General features: G+C 42.0%; 17 protein-coding genes. 10 read left to right on the forward strand and 7 right to left on the reverse strand.

What is annotated here, in order from left to right:
• Positions 1-78 precede the first annotated feature (78 nt).
• On the reverse strand, positions 79-522 hold the full coding sequence (locus QZ576_RS00540) for a DUF4293 domain-containing protein (protein ID WP_297093313.1): 444 nt from the start codon (positions 520-522) through the stop codon (positions 79-81).
• A 181-nt stretch (positions 523-703) separates the two neighbouring features.
• Here QZ576_RS00540 and QZ576_RS00545 point away from each other — a divergent pair, with 181 nt between their 5' ends.
• Positions 704-3,439 carry a 2-oxoglutarate dehydrogenase E1 component gene (locus QZ576_RS00545; protein WP_297093315.1) on the forward strand — a complete coding sequence of 912 codons (2,736 nt, stop codon included), beginning with the start codon at positions 704-706 and terminating at the stop codon, positions 3,437-3,439.
• 11 nt (positions 3,440-3,450) lie between these two features.
• Entirely contained in the window at positions 3,451-4,695 is a 1,245-nt protein-coding gene (gene odhB / locus QZ576_RS00550) for a 2-oxoglutarate dehydrogenase complex dihydrolipoyllysine-residue succinyltransferase (protein ID WP_297093317.1), read from the forward strand.
• Between the two features lie 145 nt (positions 4,696-4,840).
• Here odhB and QZ576_RS00555 read toward each other — a convergent pair whose 3' ends face one another.
• Entirely contained in the window at positions 4,841-5,272 is a 432-nt protein-coding gene (locus QZ576_RS00555; protein ID WP_297093318.1) for a hypothetical protein, read from the reverse strand.
• A 254-nt stretch (positions 5,273-5,526) separates the two neighbouring features.
• On the opposite strand from QZ576_RS00555, the gene QZ576_RS00560 reads away from it, so the two are divergent.
• From QZ576_RS00560 to QZ576_RS00575, 4 genes are all read left to right on the forward strand, one after another.
• The gene (locus tag QZ576_RS00560; protein WP_297093321.1) at positions 5,527-6,351 is read left to right on the forward strand and encodes a hypothetical protein; all 825 of its coding nucleotides are present in this window, start codon (positions 5,527-5,529) and stop codon (positions 6,349-6,351) included.
• Between the two features lie 125 nt (positions 6,352-6,476).
• The gene (gene glyA, locus QZ576_RS00565; RefSeq protein WP_297093323.1) at positions 6,477-7,757 is read left to right on the forward strand and encodes a serine hydroxymethyltransferase; all 1,281 of its coding nucleotides are present in this window, start codon (positions 6,477-6,479) and stop codon (positions 7,755-7,757) included.
• Between the two features lie 331 nt (positions 7,758-8,088).
• A complete protein-coding gene (locus QZ576_RS00570; RefSeq protein WP_297093325.1) occupies positions 8,089-8,841 on the forward strand; it encodes a sulfite exporter TauE/SafE family protein in 753 nt (250 codons plus the stop codon).
• A 150-nt stretch (positions 8,842-8,991) separates the two neighbouring features.
• On the forward strand, positions 8,992-9,912 hold the full coding sequence (locus QZ576_RS00575; protein WP_297093327.1) for a GTP-binding protein: 921 nt from the start codon (positions 8,992-8,994) through the stop codon (positions 9,910-9,912).
• A gap of 90 nt (positions 9,913-10,002) precedes the next feature.
• Here the strand turns inward: QZ576_RS00575 and QZ576_RS00580 are convergent, their stop codons facing one another.
• Both QZ576_RS00580 and QZ576_RS00585 read right to left on the reverse strand, forming a co-directional pair.
• Complete coding sequence (locus QZ576_RS00580; RefSeq protein ID WP_297093329.1) at positions 10,003-10,932, reverse strand: AEC family transporter; 930 nt, start codon at positions 10,930-10,932, stop codon at positions 10,003-10,005.
• A 10-nt stretch (positions 10,933-10,942) separates the two neighbouring features.
• Positions 10,943-11,557: a beta-phosphoglucomutase family hydrolase gene (locus tag QZ576_RS00585; RefSeq protein ID WP_297093331.1), complete on the reverse strand. Its 615-nt coding sequence runs from the start codon at positions 11,555-11,557 to the stop codon at positions 10,943-10,945.
• A 262-nt stretch (positions 11,558-11,819) separates the two neighbouring features.
• Between QZ576_RS00585 and katG the strand changes: the two genes are divergently transcribed.
• Positions 11,820-13,991: a catalase/peroxidase HPI gene (gene katG / locus QZ576_RS00590; protein WP_297093333.1), complete on the forward strand. Its 2,172-nt coding sequence runs from the start codon at positions 11,820-11,822 to the stop codon at positions 13,989-13,991.
• 81 nt (positions 13,992-14,072) lie between these two features.
• Here katG and QZ576_RS00595 read toward each other — a convergent pair whose 3' ends face one another.
• Genes QZ576_RS00595 through QZ576_RS00605 form a run of 3 tightly spaced genes read right to left on the reverse strand, consistent with a single transcriptional unit; the run spans position 14,073 to position 17,697 of the window.
• Positions 14,073-14,798, reverse strand: coding sequence for an SIMPL domain-containing protein (locus tag QZ576_RS00595; RefSeq protein WP_297093335.1), 726 nt, complete (start codon positions 14,796-14,798; stop codon positions 14,073-14,075).
• A gap of 3 nt (positions 14,799-14,801) precedes the next feature.
• The gene (locus QZ576_RS00600) at positions 14,802-16,526 is read right to left on the reverse strand and encodes a cellulase family glycosylhydrolase (RefSeq protein ID WP_297093337.1); all 1,725 of its coding nucleotides are present in this window, start codon (positions 16,524-16,526) and stop codon (positions 14,802-14,804) included.
• A gap of 58 nt (positions 16,527-16,584) precedes the next feature.
• Entirely contained in the window at positions 16,585-17,697 is a 1,113-nt protein-coding gene (locus QZ576_RS00605) for a P1 family peptidase (RefSeq protein ID WP_297093339.1), read from the reverse strand.
• Between the two features lie 71 nt (positions 17,698-17,768).
• Here QZ576_RS00605 and QZ576_RS00610 point away from each other — a divergent pair, with 71 nt between their 5' ends.
• The 3 genes from QZ576_RS00610 (at position 17,769) to QZ576_RS00620 (ending at position 21,344) form a co-directional block, all read left to right on the forward strand.
• Positions 17,769-18,218 carry a nuclear transport factor 2 family protein gene (locus QZ576_RS00610; RefSeq protein WP_297093341.1) on the forward strand — a complete coding sequence of 150 codons (450 nt, stop codon included), beginning with the start codon at positions 17,769-17,771 and terminating at the stop codon, positions 18,216-18,218.
• Positions 18,219-18,388: 170 nt separating this feature from the next.
• Positions 18,389-20,512 (forward strand): S9 family peptidase, encoded by a 2,124-nt coding sequence (locus tag QZ576_RS00615; protein WP_297093343.1) that lies wholly within the window; start codon positions 18,389-18,391, stop codon positions 20,510-20,512.
• Between the two features lie 277 nt (positions 20,513-20,789).
• The gene (locus QZ576_RS00620) at positions 20,790-21,344 is read left to right on the forward strand and encodes a cupin domain-containing protein (protein WP_297093345.1); all 555 of its coding nucleotides are present in this window, start codon (positions 20,790-20,792) and stop codon (positions 21,342-21,344) included.
• The last annotated feature ends 6 nt before the right edge of the window (positions 21,345-21,350 follow it).

Here is a 21,350-nt window from a genome sequence, read left to right on the forward strand (position 1 = left end):
AGTCTCTAAATACGAATTTTGATTTTGCTTCGATACTTCGCTAATCAAAATTCGTTAATCGATATTCATCATTCTTTTCTATCTTATTCGATCCAGACTTCTTACCAAAGCTTCGTCTTTACCAATGGCGCGAATAGCCAGCCAATCCAGAATTACAGATGCAATTGGCAGGGCAACAGCAACTTTAAAGGCCACTTTCACTTCCTCGAAACTGGCGTAGGTGAAATAAAAGAACAGTCCGAAAAGCCCCAGCATCAGTATCATTGTAAATGCAAGAATACGAATCTGGAGTATCCGTTTTTTGTATAAAAACAATGCCACCAAATGAAGCACCGCGATAATGCCAATCAGGATCATTAGCGGCAAACCGCTAAAAAGCAACTCTTCGTCTTTAAAAATTCCAAAAGCATTGAAAATATGCAGCTGATCGTTAACGATGATGTCTGCAAATTTCTGTAGGTATAACGAACCGATCAACATGCCGGCCGCCAGTATAAACAAGGTCTGAATTCTTTGAATCATTGTCGTAAATTTTCAGCAAAAATAGCCATTCACATTATTTCTCAAAACCAAAATGGCTGTGCGTGCTTAAAAATCATCAGGAAAGCTTAATTTTGATAGGAAAAAACTATGAAAGCAGGTAAACAATAAAAAAACTGCATTGTTTCTTGAATATCATATAAAAGTTAATTAAAAATCAACTATGGATAAATTTTCGTCTGTGGGAAACCAGGAACTCGAGGCGATTGAGAACCTATACCAGTCTTATCTTGAAGATCCGGAATCGGTGGATAAGAGCTGGCAACAGTTTTTTTCGGGTTTTGAACTGGCCCGAAAGCAATACCCTGAGAAACCGTCGGGGATTAAACTCGACAATATCGATAAAGAATTTGCCATTCTAAATCTCATTCATGGCTATCGTCAGCGTGGACACCTGTTCACCAAAACCAATCCCGTTCGTGCACGTCGTACGTACTCTCCAACGCTTGATATTGAGAATTTCGGCTTGGAAAAAGCTGACCTGGAGAAAACATTTCAGGCCGGTAACGAAATTGGAATCGGTGCAGCAAAACTAAAAGATATTATAGCACATCTTGAGGCCACTTATTGCCGGTCGATTGGTGTTGAATATGTTTACATGCGGCATCCGGAGGTTGTGCAATGGTTGCGCGAGCGAATGGAAAGTACTCAAAACTCGGAAGAGTACACTGAAGAAAAGCGGAAGCACTTTTTCTACCATTTGAAGCTGGCGGTTGGATTCGAAAATTTTATCCACAAAAAGTTCGTTGGGCAAAAGCGATTTTCGTTGGAAGGAGCGGAAGCAATAATTCCGGCTCTCGATGCTGTTATTGAACGTGGTGCCGAATTGGGCATGGAAGAATTTATTATGGGAATGGCGCACCGCGGGCGTTTAAACATTTTGGCAAACATCCTGGAAAAGCCTTATCAAAATATTTTTAAGGAGTTTTACGGAACCGAATACGAAGACGATATTGCACAGGGTGACGTAAAATATCACCTCGGTTACGAAAACGAAGTGGTAACCGACCTTGGTAAAAAGGTAAAATTGAAACTGGTTCCAAACCCATCGCATCTGGAGACGGTTGCTCCGATTGTTGAGGGAATGGTTCGTTCGCAGATTGAATACGAATACCAACGTGATTACGACAAGGCAGCGGCCATTATTATTCATGGCGATGCGGCAATTGCAACGCAGGGAGTGGTATACGAAACCGTTCAAATGGCGCAGTTGCCGGGGTATAAAACCGGTGGAACGATTCATTTGGTAATCAACAACCAGGTTGGATTTACAACGCCATATCTCGAGGCACGATCGAGTACTTATTGTACCGACGTGGCCAAAGTAACGCGTTCACCCGTATTCCATGTAAATGGCGACGATGTTGAGGCTTTGGTATGGACAATTAAACTGGCTATGGAATTCCGTCAGAAATTTAATTCTGATGTGTTTATCGATATTCTGTGTTACCGAAAATACGGACACAACGAAGGTGATGAGCCGCGTTTTACACAGCCGATGTTGTACAAAGCCATTTCAAAACATAAAAATCCGCGCGATATTTATGCCGACCGATTGAATGAACTGGGAATTATGACCCACGAAGAATCGCGGGAAAAAGTTCGCGAGTTCGACCAGTTTTTGGAAGGTAAATACAAGGAGTCGGAGAAAATTGAAAAGCTACAGATCCGGAAATTCCTTGTGAAGGAGTACGAACAATACGAAATGCCTTCGAAAGCCAACTTTAACGAGCCAGTTGAAACAGGTGTTGGAGAAGATACAATCAGAAATGTAGCTGAAAAGATATATACGCTGCCTACCGATCTTCCATTCTTTAAAAAGGTAAATCGAATTATTTCCGACAGGAAAATGATGATTCACGATAACCGTTTGGATTGGGCGATGGGAGAGTTGCTGGCCTACGGAACATTGGTTGCCGAAGGTCATCCGGTGCGTTTAAGCGGCCAGGATACTGAGCGCGGAACTTTTGCTCACCGTCATGCAGCTTTTGTAATCGAAGGATCGGAAGATAAATATTTCCCGCTGAAACATGTGTCGGAAGATCAGGCACGTTTTAAAGTGTATAACTCGCCGCTGTCGGAATATGCCGTAATGGGATTTGAATATGGTTATGCATTGTCGGAACCAAACGGACTAACCATTTGGGAGGCTCAGTTTGGCGATTTCCATAATGTGGCACAGGTAATCGTCGATCAGTACATTACTTCGGCCTTCGAAAAATGGGGATTGATGAATAACCTGACCCTGTTGCTACCACATGGTTTTGAGGGGCAGGGACCGGAACACTCGTCGGCAAGACTGGAACGTTTCCTTGAGCTTTCGGCAAATAACAACATTCAGGTGGTAATGCCAACTACGCCGGCCAATATGTTCCACTTATTGCGCCGCCAGGTGAAAATGAAAATGCGTTTGCCGCTGGTGGTTTTTACGCCTAAGAGTTTGTTGCGTCACCCAATGGTGCATTCAACCATTGAAGACCTGGCAGAAGGTCATTTTAATGAAATTATCGACGATCCGGTTGCAGACCCCGATTTGGTAGAAAAGGTTGTTTTTGTTTCCGGTCGTTTGTATTACGACCTGGCAAAATACAAAACCGAGCACGGAATATCGAATACGGCAATCGTGCGTTTGGAGCAAATTTACCCGATTCCGAATAAGCAGATCAATGAAGTATTGAGTAAATATTCAAAATCGACAGAGTTGATTTGGGCGCAGGATGAACCTGAAAACATGGGGGCCTGGCCGTTTATCAATCGCAAGTTAGATTGCCTTGGATTTAAAGTTGTTGCCCGTCCGGAAAGTGCCAGCCCTGCTGTTGGACTGATGGAAAAACACAAAAAAGGCCTCGACCAGATTCTGGAATCTATTTTTAAACAAAAAGAAGTTGTAGCGTCATAAAAAACCAAAATATGATTATTGAAATCAAAGTTCCCAGTCCGGGAGAATCCATAACCGAAGTTGAAATTGGCAGTTGGCTTGTTGAAGACGGAGCCGTTGTTGCCAAAGATCAGGAAATAGCCGAAGTTGAATCGGACAAAGCCACACTGACCATTGTTGCCAGCGAAGGCGGTAAAATAGAGATTAAAGCAGAAGAAGGTGAAGCCGTAGAAGTTGGAGCTGTTGTTTGTACCATTGATACAAGCGTGGAAGCACCGGCTGCTGCAGAAAAACCTAAGGAGGCAGAAAAAGCTCCTGAGGCGGAAGCGCCAAAAGCCAAAGCTGCTGAAGAAAAACCGGCAGTGGAAGAATCATCAGAACACGATAAAGTAAAAGTTACGTCGGTGGCGAAGGAAATGATGAAAGATCATGGACTTTCGGTTGACGATGTAATAAATGGCCTGAAACGATTAGGCAAAAAAGAAGTGGAAGCTGTGGTAAATGCACCGCAGGCAGCTGCTGCCGCCATTCCGCAAAAGGAGGCTACACGCGACGAAGAACGTCAGCGTATGTCGAGCCTGCGCAGAAAGTTAAGTGCACGCCTCGTTTCTGTGAAAAACGAAACGGCTATGCTAACCACTTTCAACGAGATCGACATGAGTTATGTGATGGATATGCGTAAAAAGTATCAGCAAAAATTTGTGGATACACACGGATTTAAAGTTGGATTTATGTCGTTTTTTACCAAGGCTGTTGCAACCGCGATGGATTTTCATCCGATGGTGAATGCACAAATCGATGGCGATGAAATTGTAATGCCTCAGTTTGTTGACGTTGGAATTGCGGTATCAACACCAAAAGGTTTGATGGTGCCAATTGTGCGCAATGCCGAAAGTAAAACAATTCCGGCAATTGAGCTGGAAATTAAAGAACTGGCAGCAAAAGCGCGTAACAAAAAGATTTCGGTGGAAGAATTGCAGGGCGGAACATTTACCATTACCAATGGTGGCGTATTTGGCTCCCTGTTGTCAACGCCAATCCTTAATCCTCCGCAGTCGGGTATTTTGGGAATGCACAATATTGTTGAACGTCCGGTGGCTGTTAACGGTCAGGTAGTAATTCGCCCAATGATGTATGTGGCCTTGTCGTATGATCACCGCATTATCGATGGTAAAGATTCGGTAGGTTTCCTTGTTAAACTGAAAGAATTGCTCGAAAATCCGGAGCTGTTATTCACCGGTGGAAAAGACGCCGGAGAGCTGATGTTAGGAATATAATTCTACAATCAATAATAGAGAAGGAGTCATTTGAAAATCAGATGACTCCTTTTTTGTCTTTAACTGTACCCTACGATCCTATTTTATTTTACCCTTCTTATTCGTTTATATATTGAATGCGGAGAAAACGAGATGACCTGCATCATTAATTCTGTGGCGGTCTTCCCTGGCCGCGCATTTGTCTTCTTTCTTCCTGCATTACCTGGTATTCTTCCCACTGGCCTTCCGAAAGAACTTCCTTCATTTTATTGTCTTGCTCTTCGCGTACTTTTTGCATTTGCTCGCGCATTCCTTCAAAACCGCCACCGCTGTTTTGCATTTCTTCGCGCATAGCAGCCATATTCTCAAAGTTCTCTTCCATAATTTCGCGGATCTTATCTTCCTGATCGTCGCTTAAATCCAGTCTTTCATCCATGTCTGCAATCTGGCGATCTACCATAGCTTGCGGATCAAAGTTTCCGGGGCCATTACCGCCGCCACGGCCAAATGGTAGTTGTTGCGAGTTATTTCCCCCGTTGTTACACGAAATTACCAGTGCACTTACCAGCACCATTGCTAAAAATACAATTCGTTTCATTTTGGTTTTAATTAATGTTATTTGATTAGTCGTTTTTGATTTCAATTCAGTTAGATGTTTATTCTGAGAGAAAGTTTAAAATGAACAAAATATATTTTTGTTAGCCAGTTTGTCAAGTTCGCCTGGCTTATCTTAATTGTCCAAAAAATCTCCGCTAGCGCGGATTTGTAATTCGTGCCCTAATTAAAAGACCAGAAAAACTTGCAGAGAAATAAAAACTTAAATAAATTGTCGATACCCAAAAACAAAATTGGATGTTCTACGAGGAAATAAACAAAAAAAGTCGTGACGAATGTAATGCATACATGGAGGAAATGGTAGATGGGAAACCCCGCTACCGCTGGTACAAACTGGCCTTAAACTCGGTGTATATGATTGCGGATCTGGATGATAAGTTTGATATTGACCACCGTTCTTTTTCAGATTTAGAAGTATGGTACGAAGCGGCCGAATGGGTTGCGGTAAACGATCGGGAAGCATTGGTACATATTATGGCAGAACTGGTTCCTCCGGTAACCGATATTGTAAAACAAAAACTATTGGAGGGATTAATCCGCGAAGGACATTACAAGGCATGCGCCATTGTTAAGCAACATTTGCAATCGAACCCTGTCCCCGAAGAACGGACTTTCAAACGCAATAAAGCAAAGGCTGTTGACTGTATTAAAACCCGAATAGTTAACATTTTAAAGGGAAATTGTAAGCAACTTGAAGCAATTAAAAACGATCATAGAGATAAGTTATTTAGTGAAGACCCGGAAATACAAAAGGCATTAAGTGTTTTGGTGCATATCGAATTTACACTGTACGGCGAACGCCTTGAAGAAAGCCTTAGATATTTGGAATGGTTGCGACTGAATGATCCAGACGAACTTAAACAGCTTTTTTCAATTAGTGTTAGTCTTGAAATTAAAGAACAGATTCTAAGCCTTCTTGAAAAGGCTGAGTTGTTCCATCTTTATAACATTATCGATAAATGTATTAGCATCAAACCAAGTAGTTTTTATTGCCATATTCAACCGTATGTTCGCAGTTCGCGTGATATATTGGGCAATTACATCGATATGGATGACGATTAGCTTATGCTTGTGTTGCTGTTTCAGTTTAATTCTTTAAAAAATCTCCTAAATTCTATCAGATATCATCAAAAGGCTGAATTAAAATGTATTAACTTTGCGATTCATTAAATTAATTCAGTTACAAGATGAAGAGAGATACTTTGGTTTTTGATATTATCAAGAAGGAACACGAACGTCAGTTGGGCGGAATTGAGCTGATTGCTTCAGAAAACTTTGTAAGTGAGCAGGTTATGGAAGCAATGGGCTCGGTGATGACCAACAAGTACGCTGAAGGTTATCCCGGAAAAAGATATTATGGTGGTTGTCAGTTTGTTGACATGACCGAACAATTGGCCATCGACCGTATTAAAGAATTGTACGGCGCAGAATGGGCCAATGTTCAGCCACACTCGGGCGCACAGGCAAACGCTGCTGTTTTGAGTGTGATTCTTAAGCCGGGCGATACATTCCTCGGACTCGACCTTTCGCATGGTGGTCACCTTTCGCATGGTTCGCATGTAAACTCATCGGGTATTCTTTACAATCCGGTTGCCTACAAGGTAAAAGAAGATACAGGAATGGTTGATTACGATGAGATGGAAGCGCTGGCTATTGAGCACAAACCAAAGTTGATCATCGGTGGTGCATCGGCATACAGCCGCGAGTGGGATTACAAACGTATGCGCGAAATTGCTGATAAAGTAGGTGCATTGTTTATGGTGGATATGGCTCACCCTGCAGGTTTAATTGCTGCCGGTTTGCTTGATAATCCTGTAAAATACGCGCACGTTGTAACATCTACAACACATAAAACATTGCGTGGACCTCGCGGTGGTATCATCCTGATTGGTAAAGATTTTGAAAATCCATGGGGTATTACAACACCAAAAGGTGTGGTTCGTAAAATGTCTTCATTATTGGATTCTGCAGTATTCCCTGGTCAACAAGGTGGACCGCTTGAGCACGTAATTGCTGCAAAAGCTGTCGCATTTGGCGAAGCACTGGAACCTGAATACAAAGAATACCAGGCGCAGGTGAAAAAGAATGCTGCTGTTATGGCACAGGCTTTTGTTGATCTGGGTTACAAAGTAATTTCGGGCGGTACAGATAACCACTCGATGTTGATCGACTTGCGTACAAAATACCCTGAGATCACTGGAAAAGTGGTAGAAAATACCATTGTAAACGCTGAAATTACAATTAACAAAAATATGGTTCCTTTTGATAGTCGTTCACCTTTCCAAACTTCAGGTTTGCGTGTTGGTACACCGGCTATTACAACCCGTGGGGTAAAAGAAGATTTGATGCCTGAAATCGTTCAGCTGATCGACGACTCGATTGCTCACATTAACGACGAAGCATACATTAAAGCAGTTGGCGAAAAAGTTCACAAATTGATGAAGGACTTCCCGCTGTTCGCTTACTAGTATTGAACTTATCAATTAAAGAATACAAAGCCCGGAATTATTTTCGGGCTTTTTTTATGAAATTTATTAAAGTTATGAATCGCGTTACCCATCCTCTTATCCTTCCCTGCAAGCAAGGAAGGACGATTGGACAGCAGATCATTGCTGCGTCAGATCAATATTTGAATTTAAAGTTGTTTGTTTTAGAGGCCGATCGTCTCTCCATTTTTAAGGGAGAGACAGGAGAGAGGGTAAATAAACAATAAATAAAACTAACTTTGGTTTTTGAGAATCATGAATGCTTTTTTTAAGGCATTATTTTCCCTGTAAAAGAAATTTAGAAGTTTTGGATATGGAATGGTACATGATACTGGCACTCATTGGAACCGGAATTGCCGCCGGTTTTATTAATACCACTGCAGGAGGCGGATCCATGTTGACGATTCCATTGTTGATGTTTATTGGCTTGCCGGCCAATATTGCCAATGGAACCAACCGCATCGCCATTTTACTTCAAAATGTTATTGCCGTAAAAACCTTCAAACAAAAACATGTACTTGATTTTACTAAGGATTACCGACTGGCAATTCCTGCCATTGTTGGATCGATTATAGGGGCCCTGTTTGCCGTTGAAGTTGATCCCAATCTCTTAAAAAATATTATCGCCGGACTAATGGTTGTTTTGCTGCTGTTAGTCGTTCTAAAACCTGAAGTATGGATAACTGATCAGATCGGGAAGATCGATCCCAAACCATCACCGCTGCAATACATTATTTTCTTTGGAATAGGTTTGTTCGGCGGATTTATCCAAATGGGTGTTGGCTTTTTTTTACTGGCCGGTTTGGTTTTGGGCTGCGGTCATAACCTGGTGCGCGCCAATGCAATAAAGGTTTTTATTGTGCTTATCTACACAGTGTTTTCGCTCGGAATATTTATTTATAATAAACAAGTTGACATTGTTGCGGGTTTAATACTGGCTGCCGGAAACATGTTCGGTGCATGGCTGGGCGCTAACTTTACGGTAAGAGGTGGTGCAAAATATGTTCGTTATGTGCTGATTCTGGCCATGCTAATTGTGATTTTGAATTTGTTTGGGGTGATTTAGGAAAGCTGCGAGTTACGAGCTACTAGTCACGAGTTGAAAATTCCCTATGGAAAAAGAATTTCTCCACCTTTAGGGGGAGTCCGGCTTTAGCCGGGAGGGGGTGAAGATTAAAACCCCTAAATCCCCTGAAGGGGACTTGTTTAGAAAAAAGTGAGTAGACAGAATAAAATACCAGTAACAATCATAACCGGCTTTTTGGGGGCCGGGAAAACTACTTTTATCAACTTCCTGCTGAAATCAAATCCCGACACACAGTTTGCTTTGGTTGAAAATGAATTTGGTGCTGTTCCAATCGACACCAAACTGATAAAAGGTGTTGATGCCAGCCAGATGTTCGAATTGAAACAGGGCTGTATTTGTTGCACCATTTCTGATGAATACGAGCTAGTGCTAAAAGAACTGGCCGAACGTTTTCCGAATGTGGATCATTTGTTGATCGAAACAACGGGTGTTGCCGATCCGGCACCTGTAATTCAACCTTTTTTTGCTGATGAAAACCTCAAGGAACTCTATGAATACAATAGCGCGATTTGTCTGGTTGATGCCTTAAATTTTAACGACCTCCCTGAAGAGGAAATGGCGTATAAACAGCTAAATGTTGCCGACCTTATTTTGCTCAATAAAACCGAAAATTTGTATGAAAAGCAGCAAGGAGAACTTGTCGCAAAAATGAATCAACTGGCTCCTCTGGCAAAAATCCAGGCAACGAGTTTTGGCGAAGCAAAAGAGCTAGTTTTAAGTCAACTGAAACAACATTCGTTTAGTGCCTACTCTTTTTTATCGTACAAAAGCAATCATGCGTTGGTGCAAACCAAAACACTTTCTTTTTCTGTGCCGTTAAAAAGATCCGATTTCCTTTATTGGCTGGAGTATACACTCGACATTTATAAGAGTAAAATCTACCGTTGCAAAGGAGTGGTTTGTTTTCAGAACGAACCTTTTGAATATATTTTGCAGGGAGTTGGCGGTCGTTTTGAATTGGAAGAAGGGGATTTGATTGTTGAGGCACCGGAAAGTCACATCGTTTTTATTGGCAAATTGGATGGACTGGCTTTAGACTTTAATCCTTAAAAGAAAATTTCACGCAGATTTCGCGGATTTACGCAGATACGAAATGTTGACTCTGAATAAAATTCTGCGCAATCTGCGAGAACCAATTTATCAGTTAAGAATGGCTATCCAAAGCGGAATAATAATCACCGAAAGCAATGTGCCAAGTACCACAATTCGTGCTACCAGTTTTGTTTCCAGTTTATATTGAACGGCCAGCGCGTAAGGTGTTAGTCCGAGTGGCATTGCCGAATCGAGAATAGTGGCTTTAAATTGCAGATCGTTTAAACCTGCTGAACGTACTCCGAAGTGGAGCAGCAAAGGAAGAATGATCATGGTAACAACCACAAATACAAAAACCCGGGTCCATTCGCGTGGAGCGCCAATTTTGTTTTGCCCCAGAAATATTCCAAGCGAGAATAGTACAACTGCAGTTACGGATTCAGCAAAAAGGCTGATTGTTTTATCGATAAACGACGGTACTTTTATTTGAAACAGTACGATGCAAACACCCACAAAAACCGAGATTAGCAGTGGATTCTTCACCAGGCTCAATAGTAACTTTTTCGGATGGATGGATTCTTCGCCGGTAGCTTCGATAAGGATGACTCCAAGCGTCAGCAACCAAAAAACATAAACTGCGGACAGAACTGCCGCTACCGGCAAAATGTCGTCGCCAAAACTGTTACGAAGAACAGGAATGCCAAGATAAGCCACGTTTCCGAATGACAGAATAAGGAACAGTGAACTGCGTAAACGCTTCGAGAATTTAAAAATTCGTGCAATGGGGAAGGCCAGTAACATGCACACCGCAATGTAGGCCGAATTGATTAGAATAAGCTTTGTATACGATTCGCCCTGCGGGTCGAGGTGCATCAGCGATGCAATTACCAATGCCGGGAATCCGATCCAAAGTGCGTATTTGTTTAGCACATCTACCCATGGTCCGTGAGCAGCTTTTGTGCGAGAAAAAAGTGTTCCGGTAAAAATTACGAGAAACAGCGGAGCAACAGTCTTCAGGGCCAGTAGAAAGTGTGCCATAAATACTGTTTTATTTGTTTTCTGTCATTGCCCAATCGCCGTAAACAATGTGTTCACGCACATCGGTAACAAACATGTCAACTTCTTTTGCTGCCGATATTCCTAAATCGCCATCTTCGAAAACCTGGCAATATTTTGGCTCAATTCCCATTAATTGAGCACACTTTACAAAAGTTTCGGGGTGTGGTTTGTGTTTTTGTACGTCATCAGCAGAAACTACAAAATCGAAATAGTCACGAATACCCAATTCTTTCAACTGTACTTCTGCACTTTTTCCACTCGCACCGGTTCCCACCGACATGGGCAGTTTTCCGTGGTAGTTTTTTACAATCGAAATCACCTCTTCAATTGGTTCAAGTAAATGCGCCGCATCCCAAAAAGCCTGCTGTTTCATTCGAACCAGAATTTCAGGTTGTTCATCCACATTGTATTGCTCAACAATTCGTTTGGCAAACTCAATAGTCGGACGACCTGTCATTTCATGAATAATGTTCGGATCAAAATCAAAATTATATTTTTTGCCCACGATCTTCCAGGTTTCAACATGCACCGGAAGCGAGTTCGACAGGGTTCCGTCTAAATCAAAAATTAAGGCTTTTGCCTCGGGATGAACTGTAATTGCCATTGTTTTCATATTTGCGGTAAAAGTAACAGAACCCCAACACAGCGTGAAAGTTCAATCGCGAATAAATGAAGATTTAATCATCAGTTAAAAAAGTCAATACGATTATGTTTGCTTGGATTGTGAATTGCATAGATAAAATCTATCAATCATTAAAAATAAGTATTTAAAAGCTTGTAGATTAAAGATTTAATCATTTTTTACTCGAGCCGTTTTTCGTATATTATTGGGATAGTTACATAAATTATCACTTAAAAATAAGTATATGGAAAACAATCATTCAAAACAAGGCAAATGTCCAGTAATGCATGGTGGAAATACTGCCAGCGGATCATCCGTTATGGAGTGGTGGCCCAACGCATTAAACCTCGACATTTTGCATCAGCATGACACTAAAACTAATCCTTTAGGACTAGATTTTAATTACCGCGAAGAGCTAAAAAAGCTGGATGTAGCGGCCTTAAAAAGGGATCTTCATGATTTAATGACCGATAGCCAGGAATGGTGGCCTGCCGATTGGGGACATTACGGAGGTTTGATGATCCGGATGGCGTGGCACGCTGCCGGATCGTATCGAATTGCCGATGGCCGTGGTGGCGGCGGAACCGGAAACCAACGTTTTGCACCGCTAAACTCGTGGCCCGATAATGTGAGTCTGGATAAAGCGCGTCGTTTACTATGGCCAATTAAAAAGAAATATGGCAATAAAGTAAGTTGGGCCGACTTGATTATTTTGGCCGGTAATATTGCTTACGAAAGTATGGGATTAAAAACCTTTGGTTTTGCATTTGGCCGAGAAGATATCTGGCATCCGGAAAAGGACACTTACTGGGGAGCCGAAAAAGAATGGCTGGCACCGAGTGACGAACGTTATGAGGATGTAGGGAAACCTGAAACGATGGAGAATCCTTTGGCTGCGGTTCAAATGGGATTGATTTATGTAAATCCTGAAGGTGTAAACGGAAAACCTGATCCCCTAAAAACGGCGCAGCAAATGCGCGAAACGTTCCGACGAATGGCTATGAACGATGAGGAAACTGTGGCGTTGACTGCCGGTGGACACACCGTTGGAAAAACTCACGGTAATGGCGATGCTGAGGCGTTGGGGCCTGATCCGGAGTCGGCCGATGTGGAAGAGCAAGGTTTCGGTTGGAAGAATCCGCATAAAACCGGAAAAGGAAGATATACAGTTACCAGTGGTTTGGAAGGTGCCTGGACAACGGAGCCAACGAAATGGGATAATGGTTATTTTAAAATGCTGTTTAACCACGAATGGGAATTGCGCAAAAGCCCGGCCGGAGCTCAGCAATGGGAGCCGGTTAGTATTGCTGACGAAGATAAGCCGGCAGATGTTGAGGATTTCTCAATTCGGAATAACCCGATGATGACCGATGCTGATATGGCCTTAAAAATGGATCCGGACTACAGAAAGATTTCGGAGAAGTTTATGAATGATTTTGATGCGCTGTCGGATGCATTTGCCCGAGCCTGGTTTAAACTAACGCACCGCGATATGGGACCGAAAGCACGTTATTTCGGACCGGATGTTCCTGATGAAGATCTGATTTGGCAAGACCCTGTTCCAGTAGGCAAATCGGCTTATGACGTGGAAGCCGTTAAAGCAAAAATTGTTGCTTCAGGATTAAGCATTAGCGACATGGTTGCCACAGCCTGGGATAGTGCAAGAACTTTCCGCGGATCGGATATGCGAGGTGGTGCAAACGGTGCCCGAATTCGTTTAGCTCCTCAGAAGGACTGGGAAGGAAATGAGCCGGAACGCTTGCAAAAAGTACTAGCTGTGCTTGAGCCAATTGCTGCTGAAACTGGAATTAACGTAGCCGATGTAATTGTATTGACCGGAAATGTTGGAGTAGAGCAGGCAATTATAAATGCAGGAATGAATGTTTCTGTTCCATTCTTGCCGGGACGTGGCGACGCCACCGATGAAATGACCGATGCCGAGTCGTTTGCCCCGCTTGAGCCACTGGCCGATGGTTTCAGAAACTGGCAGAAAAAAGATTACGTGGTTAGTCCGGAAGAATTAATGCTCGACCGTGCTCAATTGATGGGATTAACAGCTCACGAAATGACAGTGTTAATTGGCGGTATGCGTATGCTGGGCACAAACTATGGCGGAACTAAACACGGGGTGTTTACCGATAACGTTGGTGCTTTGAGCAACGATTTCTTTGTGAACCTTACCGATATGGATTACGTGTGGGAACCCACCGGAAAAGGACTTTACAACATCCGGAACCGGAAAACCGGCGAAGTAAAATGGACTGCAACACGCATTGATCTGGTATTTGGATCGAACGCTGTTTTACGCGCTTACGCCGAGGTTTATGCACAAGACGATAGCAAAGAGAAATTTGTAAACGACTTTGTAAAAGCCTGGAATAAAGTGATGAATGCCGATCGTTTCGATGTTGAATAACCAATAACCCTTATAAATATAAAGGCTGTCCGATACTTATTTTTGGACAGCCTTTTTTATTTCGTTCGTTATACGGGAATCTTATATTTCCCAGGCGATAACTATGTTTGTTCGCATTTCAATTTCGTCGGGCGAAAGTACCGAAGTGATATCCGCTTTTGATGCACTCAGTAAAGGCATCGTTTCTGACCGCATAAGTTCCATGTTGCTGTTACGGAGCCCTATTAGTCTTGGCTCTCCGTACTGGATTGATTTGATTTTGCCCAATTGAACATCAGCGCTTTTGGCAATCACAGTTGCTTTTTGTTTGGCATCTTCAACGGCCAGCTGAATCAATTTTTCTTTAACGCTTTCCATTTGTTCCTCAGAAAGGGCAAAGCTCAGGTTGAAGTTTGACTGCAGATTATCTTTAATCAGTTCAAAGATTTTATCATTCTTTTCATAATCTTTTTTGGTCCGAATGGTAACCGGAATATTGGCTTCGTAACCATCAAAAACCGACTTTCGGGTTTGAGGATCATATTTTTGTACTTCGCGGATTGTAAAACTGTTTGTTTTTATTAGCTCTTCGTCAATTCCGTTTTCGATGAACAGTTTCTTGATTTCGTCCATTTTTTCAACCGACATTTCCGCACACTGCTTGTAATTTTCGTCTTTAACACTAAAATTTACAGTGAATGATATTTCTTCCGGTGCTAATTTAACTGATGATTTTCCTTCGACAGTAATAATTCCACCTTGGTTATTTTGAGCAAAAGAGCCGAGCGAAAAAAACACAACGGCTAAGGATAATATAATTCTCTTCATGACTTACTTTTTAATGATTTTAACTGTTTGTCTGTTACTTTGCTTGCTTAAAGTTACAAAGTATATGCCAGAAGAAAGTTCATTTACAGTAATCTCGTTCAACTGATTTGAAAGTTGGGTTTGTTTAATGATTTGTCCGTAAGTGTCGGAAATTTTAAGTTGTTGAAAATCATCTTTGTTGTTAACGAAAAGCTTGTCTTTTGCAGGATTTGGGAAAACACTGCTCTTAACATTTTTTACCAGTTCCACTGAAGTAGAAAATTCTATTTCAACCGATTCCAATGTAACATATTCAAACGAAATATCGGGTGTTGCTGTACCCAGATCAAAAACGATGCGGGCAGAATTGTCGGTAGTAGTCATATCGAAAACGTAGGAATAAACCTTAAAAGTGTCGGTAAGACTAATGTTGTTGTAGCCGCTGTATGAACTCCACGGCGAAACATTCATTCCAACATAAGATGAGGCATTTCTGTTAGCACCTGATTTTGCTTTAAAAGTGAGTCGGTATTTCTTCCCGGCTTCCAGAACCACATTGTTTTTTACCAATTGGATATGCCAGCCCTCAGAACTGGCCGTCGAAATATTTACGTCAAGTTTTTCTTCGTTTTGAGTCATGGTTGCTGTTGCTCCGTTATTGGCATATAAATTCCAGTCGCTGATTGTTTGATTGAATTGTGAAGTGTAAACAGGCGTACCAACATATTTTGCCGGTTCCGGCATTTCGTTGTGCAGTAAAGCATTAATCAATCGGTCATTGTAACTTCCATCCGTAGGATTATAAATACCAAACCCAGCACTGAATTCCCAGTAGGCCCAGCTCCATCCTTGAGACTCAATGTATCGGGCAAGATACGTTGTCCAGCGTTCTCTCGAATCCATATCAGCCTTACTGTACGAACCAAATTCACCAATATGAACAGGAATATTTTCTTCCTGCTCCAGCGCTTTTAATGACGCAAATTCATTTTGAACGATCTGGCGTTCTGTTTCAGTGTCAGTCCATTCGGTTCCCAGCCAAACGTCAGATCCTTCACTCCATTCTGCTCCCTGGTGCGTAAACGAAAATGGATTGTAATAATGAACCGTAACAATAATATTTTCATCATCGGGCAGTTCCAGTTTAGACAAACCTCCCAGTCCTCCATATTCCGCAGTTCCGATCATTACAACTCTTTCAGGATTATCTTCTCTGATTGTTGAAAGTGCATCAGCAAAAAAAGTGTTCCATTTTGTTGCATCCAGGTTACCATGAGGTTCATTCAGTATTTCGAACAACAATTGATCAGGATAGTCGGCAAAGAACTCCGATATCTGTTTCCATTGTGCCAAGAACCGTTCTTTTTCTCCGGCAGGATCTTCGTAAAGTGCCTCGTGATGATGCATGTTTATGATGGCATACAAACCGTTATTCAAAGTGGAATCAACTACCTGTTTTAAGCGGTTTAGAAAAACGGTATTGATGGTGTAGGGAGCAGTTGCCGAGCTTCGTTCTGCAGGCTCCCATCGAATAGGAATTCGAACGTGGTTAAAACTTAGGTCGGCAACAATTCCCGGATATTCCGGCTTCCATGGATTGCCCCATGCGGTTTCAGAAGGGGCCTCGAACATGTTCCCAAAATTTATTCCACGCCCCAGTTGTTCGTTAATTTCGAATGCCTTTTCACGTGTTTGAGCTGATAGTAGCAAGTTTGATAGCAGAAAAAATACAGAGATTAGGGTTTTCATTTAAATTTTATTTGTCAGTTAATTGAGTGATAAGCTCCCTTAATTATAAGGAGAAATTTTAATGTTTAGCATTTTTACGAAGCTCAACTATTTTTTCTATCGGCAAGGCTTCAATTTTATGACCATCCCTTCCAGTGGTTGTTTTTGCGGTTACCATCGAGTTTAAAATCGCTTCTTCGGTGGCTTCGATGGTAGCCAGAAACAGGGGAGACATTTTATCGTTATGCAATTCTTTAAGCTCCATTTCAGGATTTTTTATGTTGTAAGGAACCCGGTTTTCTTTTGCTGTTGAAAAGGCAATCACATAATCGCCACTTCCATTCGATGCAATTCCGCCGGTTTTTGCCAGGCCCATCATCGCTCTTTTTGCCAGACGTTTCAGATTGCGTGGACCGATTGGTGTATCTGTTGCAACTACGATCATACAAGAGCCGTCTTCCTGGTTACGAATCGACTCGCTAAAAGGGAATTTTCCCAAAGCCTCGCCGGCATTAAAATCGTCGATCTTTAAAACACCGCCAAAATTACTTTGCACTAAAACGCCAACAGTATAACCGCCCAAATCATCAGGCAATACTCTCGATGAAGTTCCGATTCCGCCTTTAAATCCAAAACAGATGGTTCCTGTTCCGGCGCCTACATTTCCTTCTTCAACCGGCCCGCTTGTTGCCGATTCGATGGCACTTAAAACGTGTTCCTCTTTAACATGACGGCCCCGGATATCGTTTAACCACCCGTCGTTGGTTTCGCCAACCACCGAATTTACCGAGCGAACATCTTTATTTTGCTCAAGTGTGTAAGTTATCAGAGCATCACATGCTATCGGAACGCTCAGCGTGTTGGTGAGTACAATTGGCGTTTCAATGTTTCCCAGTTCTTCCACCTGACTGTAGCCGGCCAGTTTGCCAAAACCGTTTCCGATATAAATGGCTGCAGGCACTTTTTCCTGAAAGATATTTCCCGGGTGAGGGAGAATTGCGGTAACGCCGGTACGAATAGCATCACCTACAACAATTGTAGTATGTCCAACTTTTACGCCTTCAACATCCGTAATGGCATTAAATGCGCCGGGAATCATTACTCCGGGGGTGAAATCGTAATCGCGCAATCGTTGCGAAAAAGCGGATGAAATAGTCAGGAGCAGCAGGAAAAATAGAGAGAATCGTAACATTTTTATTTGTTTGATGAATGTGAGCCTTAAAAATACACTATTTTCAACACCCAATTCTAAAAATCAATTTTATGAGAAGGACTTTTGTAATCAGCGCAATGCTTTTATTGTTTGCCATTTCCGGATTTGCACAGGAGAAACTCACAAAAAGCGAGAAGGAGCATATTATTTCGTTGCTCGATAAACAGGCGGAAGCATGGAATGAGGGCAACCTCGAAAAGTTTATGGAAACCTACTGGAAATCGGATAAGCTGGTTTTTATGGGATCGCGCGGACCAACATACGGCTGGCAGGCAACGCTGGATAGCTACAAAAAAGGATACCCTGATAAAACGGCAATGGGGCATCTGGAATTCAAAATTCTGGATATCAATAAAATTGATACGAAAACAGTCTTTCTGATTGGCCGCTTTGAGCTAACCCGCGAAATTGGAGATCTGGCAGGTCATTTTACACTGGTCATTCAAAAGATTGATGGGAATTGGGTGATTATCAGCGATCATTCAAGTGGCGAAAGCTGATTGAGGATTTTCAGAAAAATTAGAATACTAACGAATAACTCAGAGGGATTCCATCTTTTGCTCAGAGATGGAATCCTTTGTATTTGCAAAAGTTCTAATCCCTGTATTTTCTCATGGCAGGTTAAGCAGAACTTTTGCTACTTTCGGGCTTCAATTTTAAAATCGAAAAAATGCGTCGAATACTAATTATTCTTTTCCTTTTTGTTCAAGCTTTTGCTTTTGCCCAAACCAAACAAATGAGTCTGGAAGATGCCGTTTACGGGCGGTACACGTATTTGTATCCCGAGTCGATGACTGGTTTGCAATGGATGGATGATGAACATTTTTCTTTTGTTGAAGATAAATCTATCGTTGCTGAATCGGCAAAAACCGGCGAAAAAAATGCCGTAGTTTCGCTCGATGAGTTAAACGAAATTACCGGTGCAAGCTTAAAACGTTTTCCATCATATCGCTGGATCAGCGAAACTGATCTTCTGGTTTCGGCAGCAAAAACATATTGGTTGGTTGACATTAATAAAAAGCAAGTGAAATTTCAGATTGAACTTCCTGAAAAAGCAGAGAACGCGAATTTCTCTGAAGAAGGACAATTTGCGGCATTCACTGAAGGAGATGATTTATTTGTAACGCTTGCCAACGGAATAACAAAACAAATTACAAGCGATGGCGGCAACGGAATTGTAAACGGACAAACCGTTCACCGAAACGAATTTGGTATTTCCGGAGGTATTTTTAATTCGCCCGACGGAAATTTTGTGGCTTTCTACCGCAAAGATGAAAGTATGGTAAAAGATTATCCGCTGGTGGATTTTATGGCCCGCGAAGCCGAATACACGCCGGTGAAATACCCAATGGCAGGAATGGAAAGTCATCATGTAACGCTGGCCGTTTATAATATTGAAAGTGAAAAAACAACTTTTCTGAAAACAGGAGAACCACTCGATCATTTTCTTACCAATGTGGCCTGGTCGCCCGATGAGAAATACATTTACATGGCGGAGTTAAACCGCGAACAAAACCATATGCAGCTGAATTGCTACGATGTGGCAACCGGAGAAAAAGTAAAAACATTGTTTGAAGAATCATCTGATACATATGTGGAGCCACTTTACCCAATTCAGTTTTCGAAAGTAGATACAAACGAATTTTATTACCTGAGTCGCCAGGGTGGATGGTTTCATGTATACAAATACAACACCGATGGTGAACTGGTGCAACAGATTACAAAAGGGATGTGGGAAGTAACAAACATGCTTGGTTTCGATGCCAAAGAAAAGACCTTGTTTGTTGAAGCTACAATCGATGATCCGCTGCAAAACAACATTTATAAAGTAGATGTAAAATCGGGTAAAACAGAACGACTTTCGGCAGAAACAGGTGTTCATGGCGGAACTTTAAGTCCTGATGCTACTTATATTCTGGATCGTTGGTCGGCCAATGAAGTACCCGGAAAAATTGATCTCATTTCATCAAACGGAAAAGATACACGAACAATCTTCGAGTCGGAAGATCCGCTTAAAGATTATCAGTTGGGCGAGAACAAACTGGTAACGTTAAAAACCAAAGACGGAAAATACGATCTACACGGGCGATTAATTTTGCCAAACGATTTTGATCCGGCTAAAAAATACCCGGTAGTTGTATATGTTTATGGCGGACCGCACTCGCAATTGGTAACTAAAACATGGCACAACCAGGCACGCTGGTGGCAATATTATATGGCGTCGCAGGGTTACATTGCTTTTACGCTCGATAACCGCGGAACCTCAAATCGTGGCCGTGCTTTCGAAACTGCCATTCACCGCAATTTGGGTGTATTGGAAACCGAAGATCAGATGCAGGGCATTGAATACCTGCTTTCGTTGCCTTATGTAGATGCTGACCGGATTGGCGTTCACGGATGGAGCTACGGTGGTTTTATGACCTTGAATTTAAAACTCAAACATCCCGAGATCTTTAAAGTGGCAGTTGCCGGAGGCCCGGTAGTTGACTGGAGCATGTACGAAATTATGTACGGCGAGCGCTACATGGATATGCCGCAGGAAAATCCGGAAGGTTACAAGAATTCGGACATGACCAATTACGTGGAGAATCTGGAGGGAAAACTGATGCTGATTCATGGCGTTCAGGATGAAACCGTGGTGATGCAGCACAGTATGAAATTCTTGCGCGAATGTGTAAAACAAAATAAACAGGTCGACTTTTTTGCTTACCCGATTCATCCGCATAATGTGCGCGGAAAAGATCGTGTACACCTGATGGAAAAGGTAAGTCAGTATTTTTTCGAGAACTTATAGAGAAAAATCATGTCTTACATTTTGGTTGCGACATTTCGTCCGTCAACTGACGGATTTGGAATCTCCTTTATTTGAAGGGTGATGAAAAAATCAGCATAATGCAACAAAAGTTGCATGGAAGACATAATATCAAAGGGTTTTAAAGCTTATCCGTTTCTTTATATTAAAATTTACGACTAAAATTGTCTGATGTTCGAAAAGTTGAACAATCTGACGCAAAAAGCTATAACTTTGTCTTCTGCTAAACGATATAAACTAAACAATAGAACTAAACATTATGAACGGACAAATTAAAGAGATAGCCATGAGGCTAAGAGGTTTACGAGATATGCTCAATATTTCAGTTGACGAGATAGCGACTAGCTGCAGGGTGTCCGCCGAAGAATACGAGGGATACGAAAGCGGGAATACGGATATTCCGGTTGGAGTTCTCGAAAACATATCGAAAAAATATAACATTGGGTTGACGGCGTTGCTGTTTGGCGACGAGCCCCATATGAAATCGTTTTATCTAACCCGGGCAGGGCAGGGAACTGCCATGGAACGTACTCGGGCGTATAAATACCAGGCGTTGGCATCGGGGTTTACAGGGCGGAAAGCCGATCCGTTTATAGTAACCATTGAGCCGGATGCTGAAGAAAAACCAATTCATCTGAATAGTCACAACGGACAGGAAATGAACTATGTTTTGGAAGGCAAAATGCTGCTGAGTGTCGGAGGACACGAATTAACATTGAACGAAGGAGACAGCCTTTATTTTGATGCTACACTTCCTCACGGAATGAAAGCACTCGAGGGGAAAACAGTAAAATTTCTGGCCGTAATTCTATAATAAAAC

Origin of the sequence: uncultured Draconibacterium sp. (genome assembly GCF_913060805.1) — a bacterium.
Lineage (GTDB): Bacteria > Bacteroidota > Bacteroidia > Bacteroidales > Prolixibacteraceae > Draconibacterium.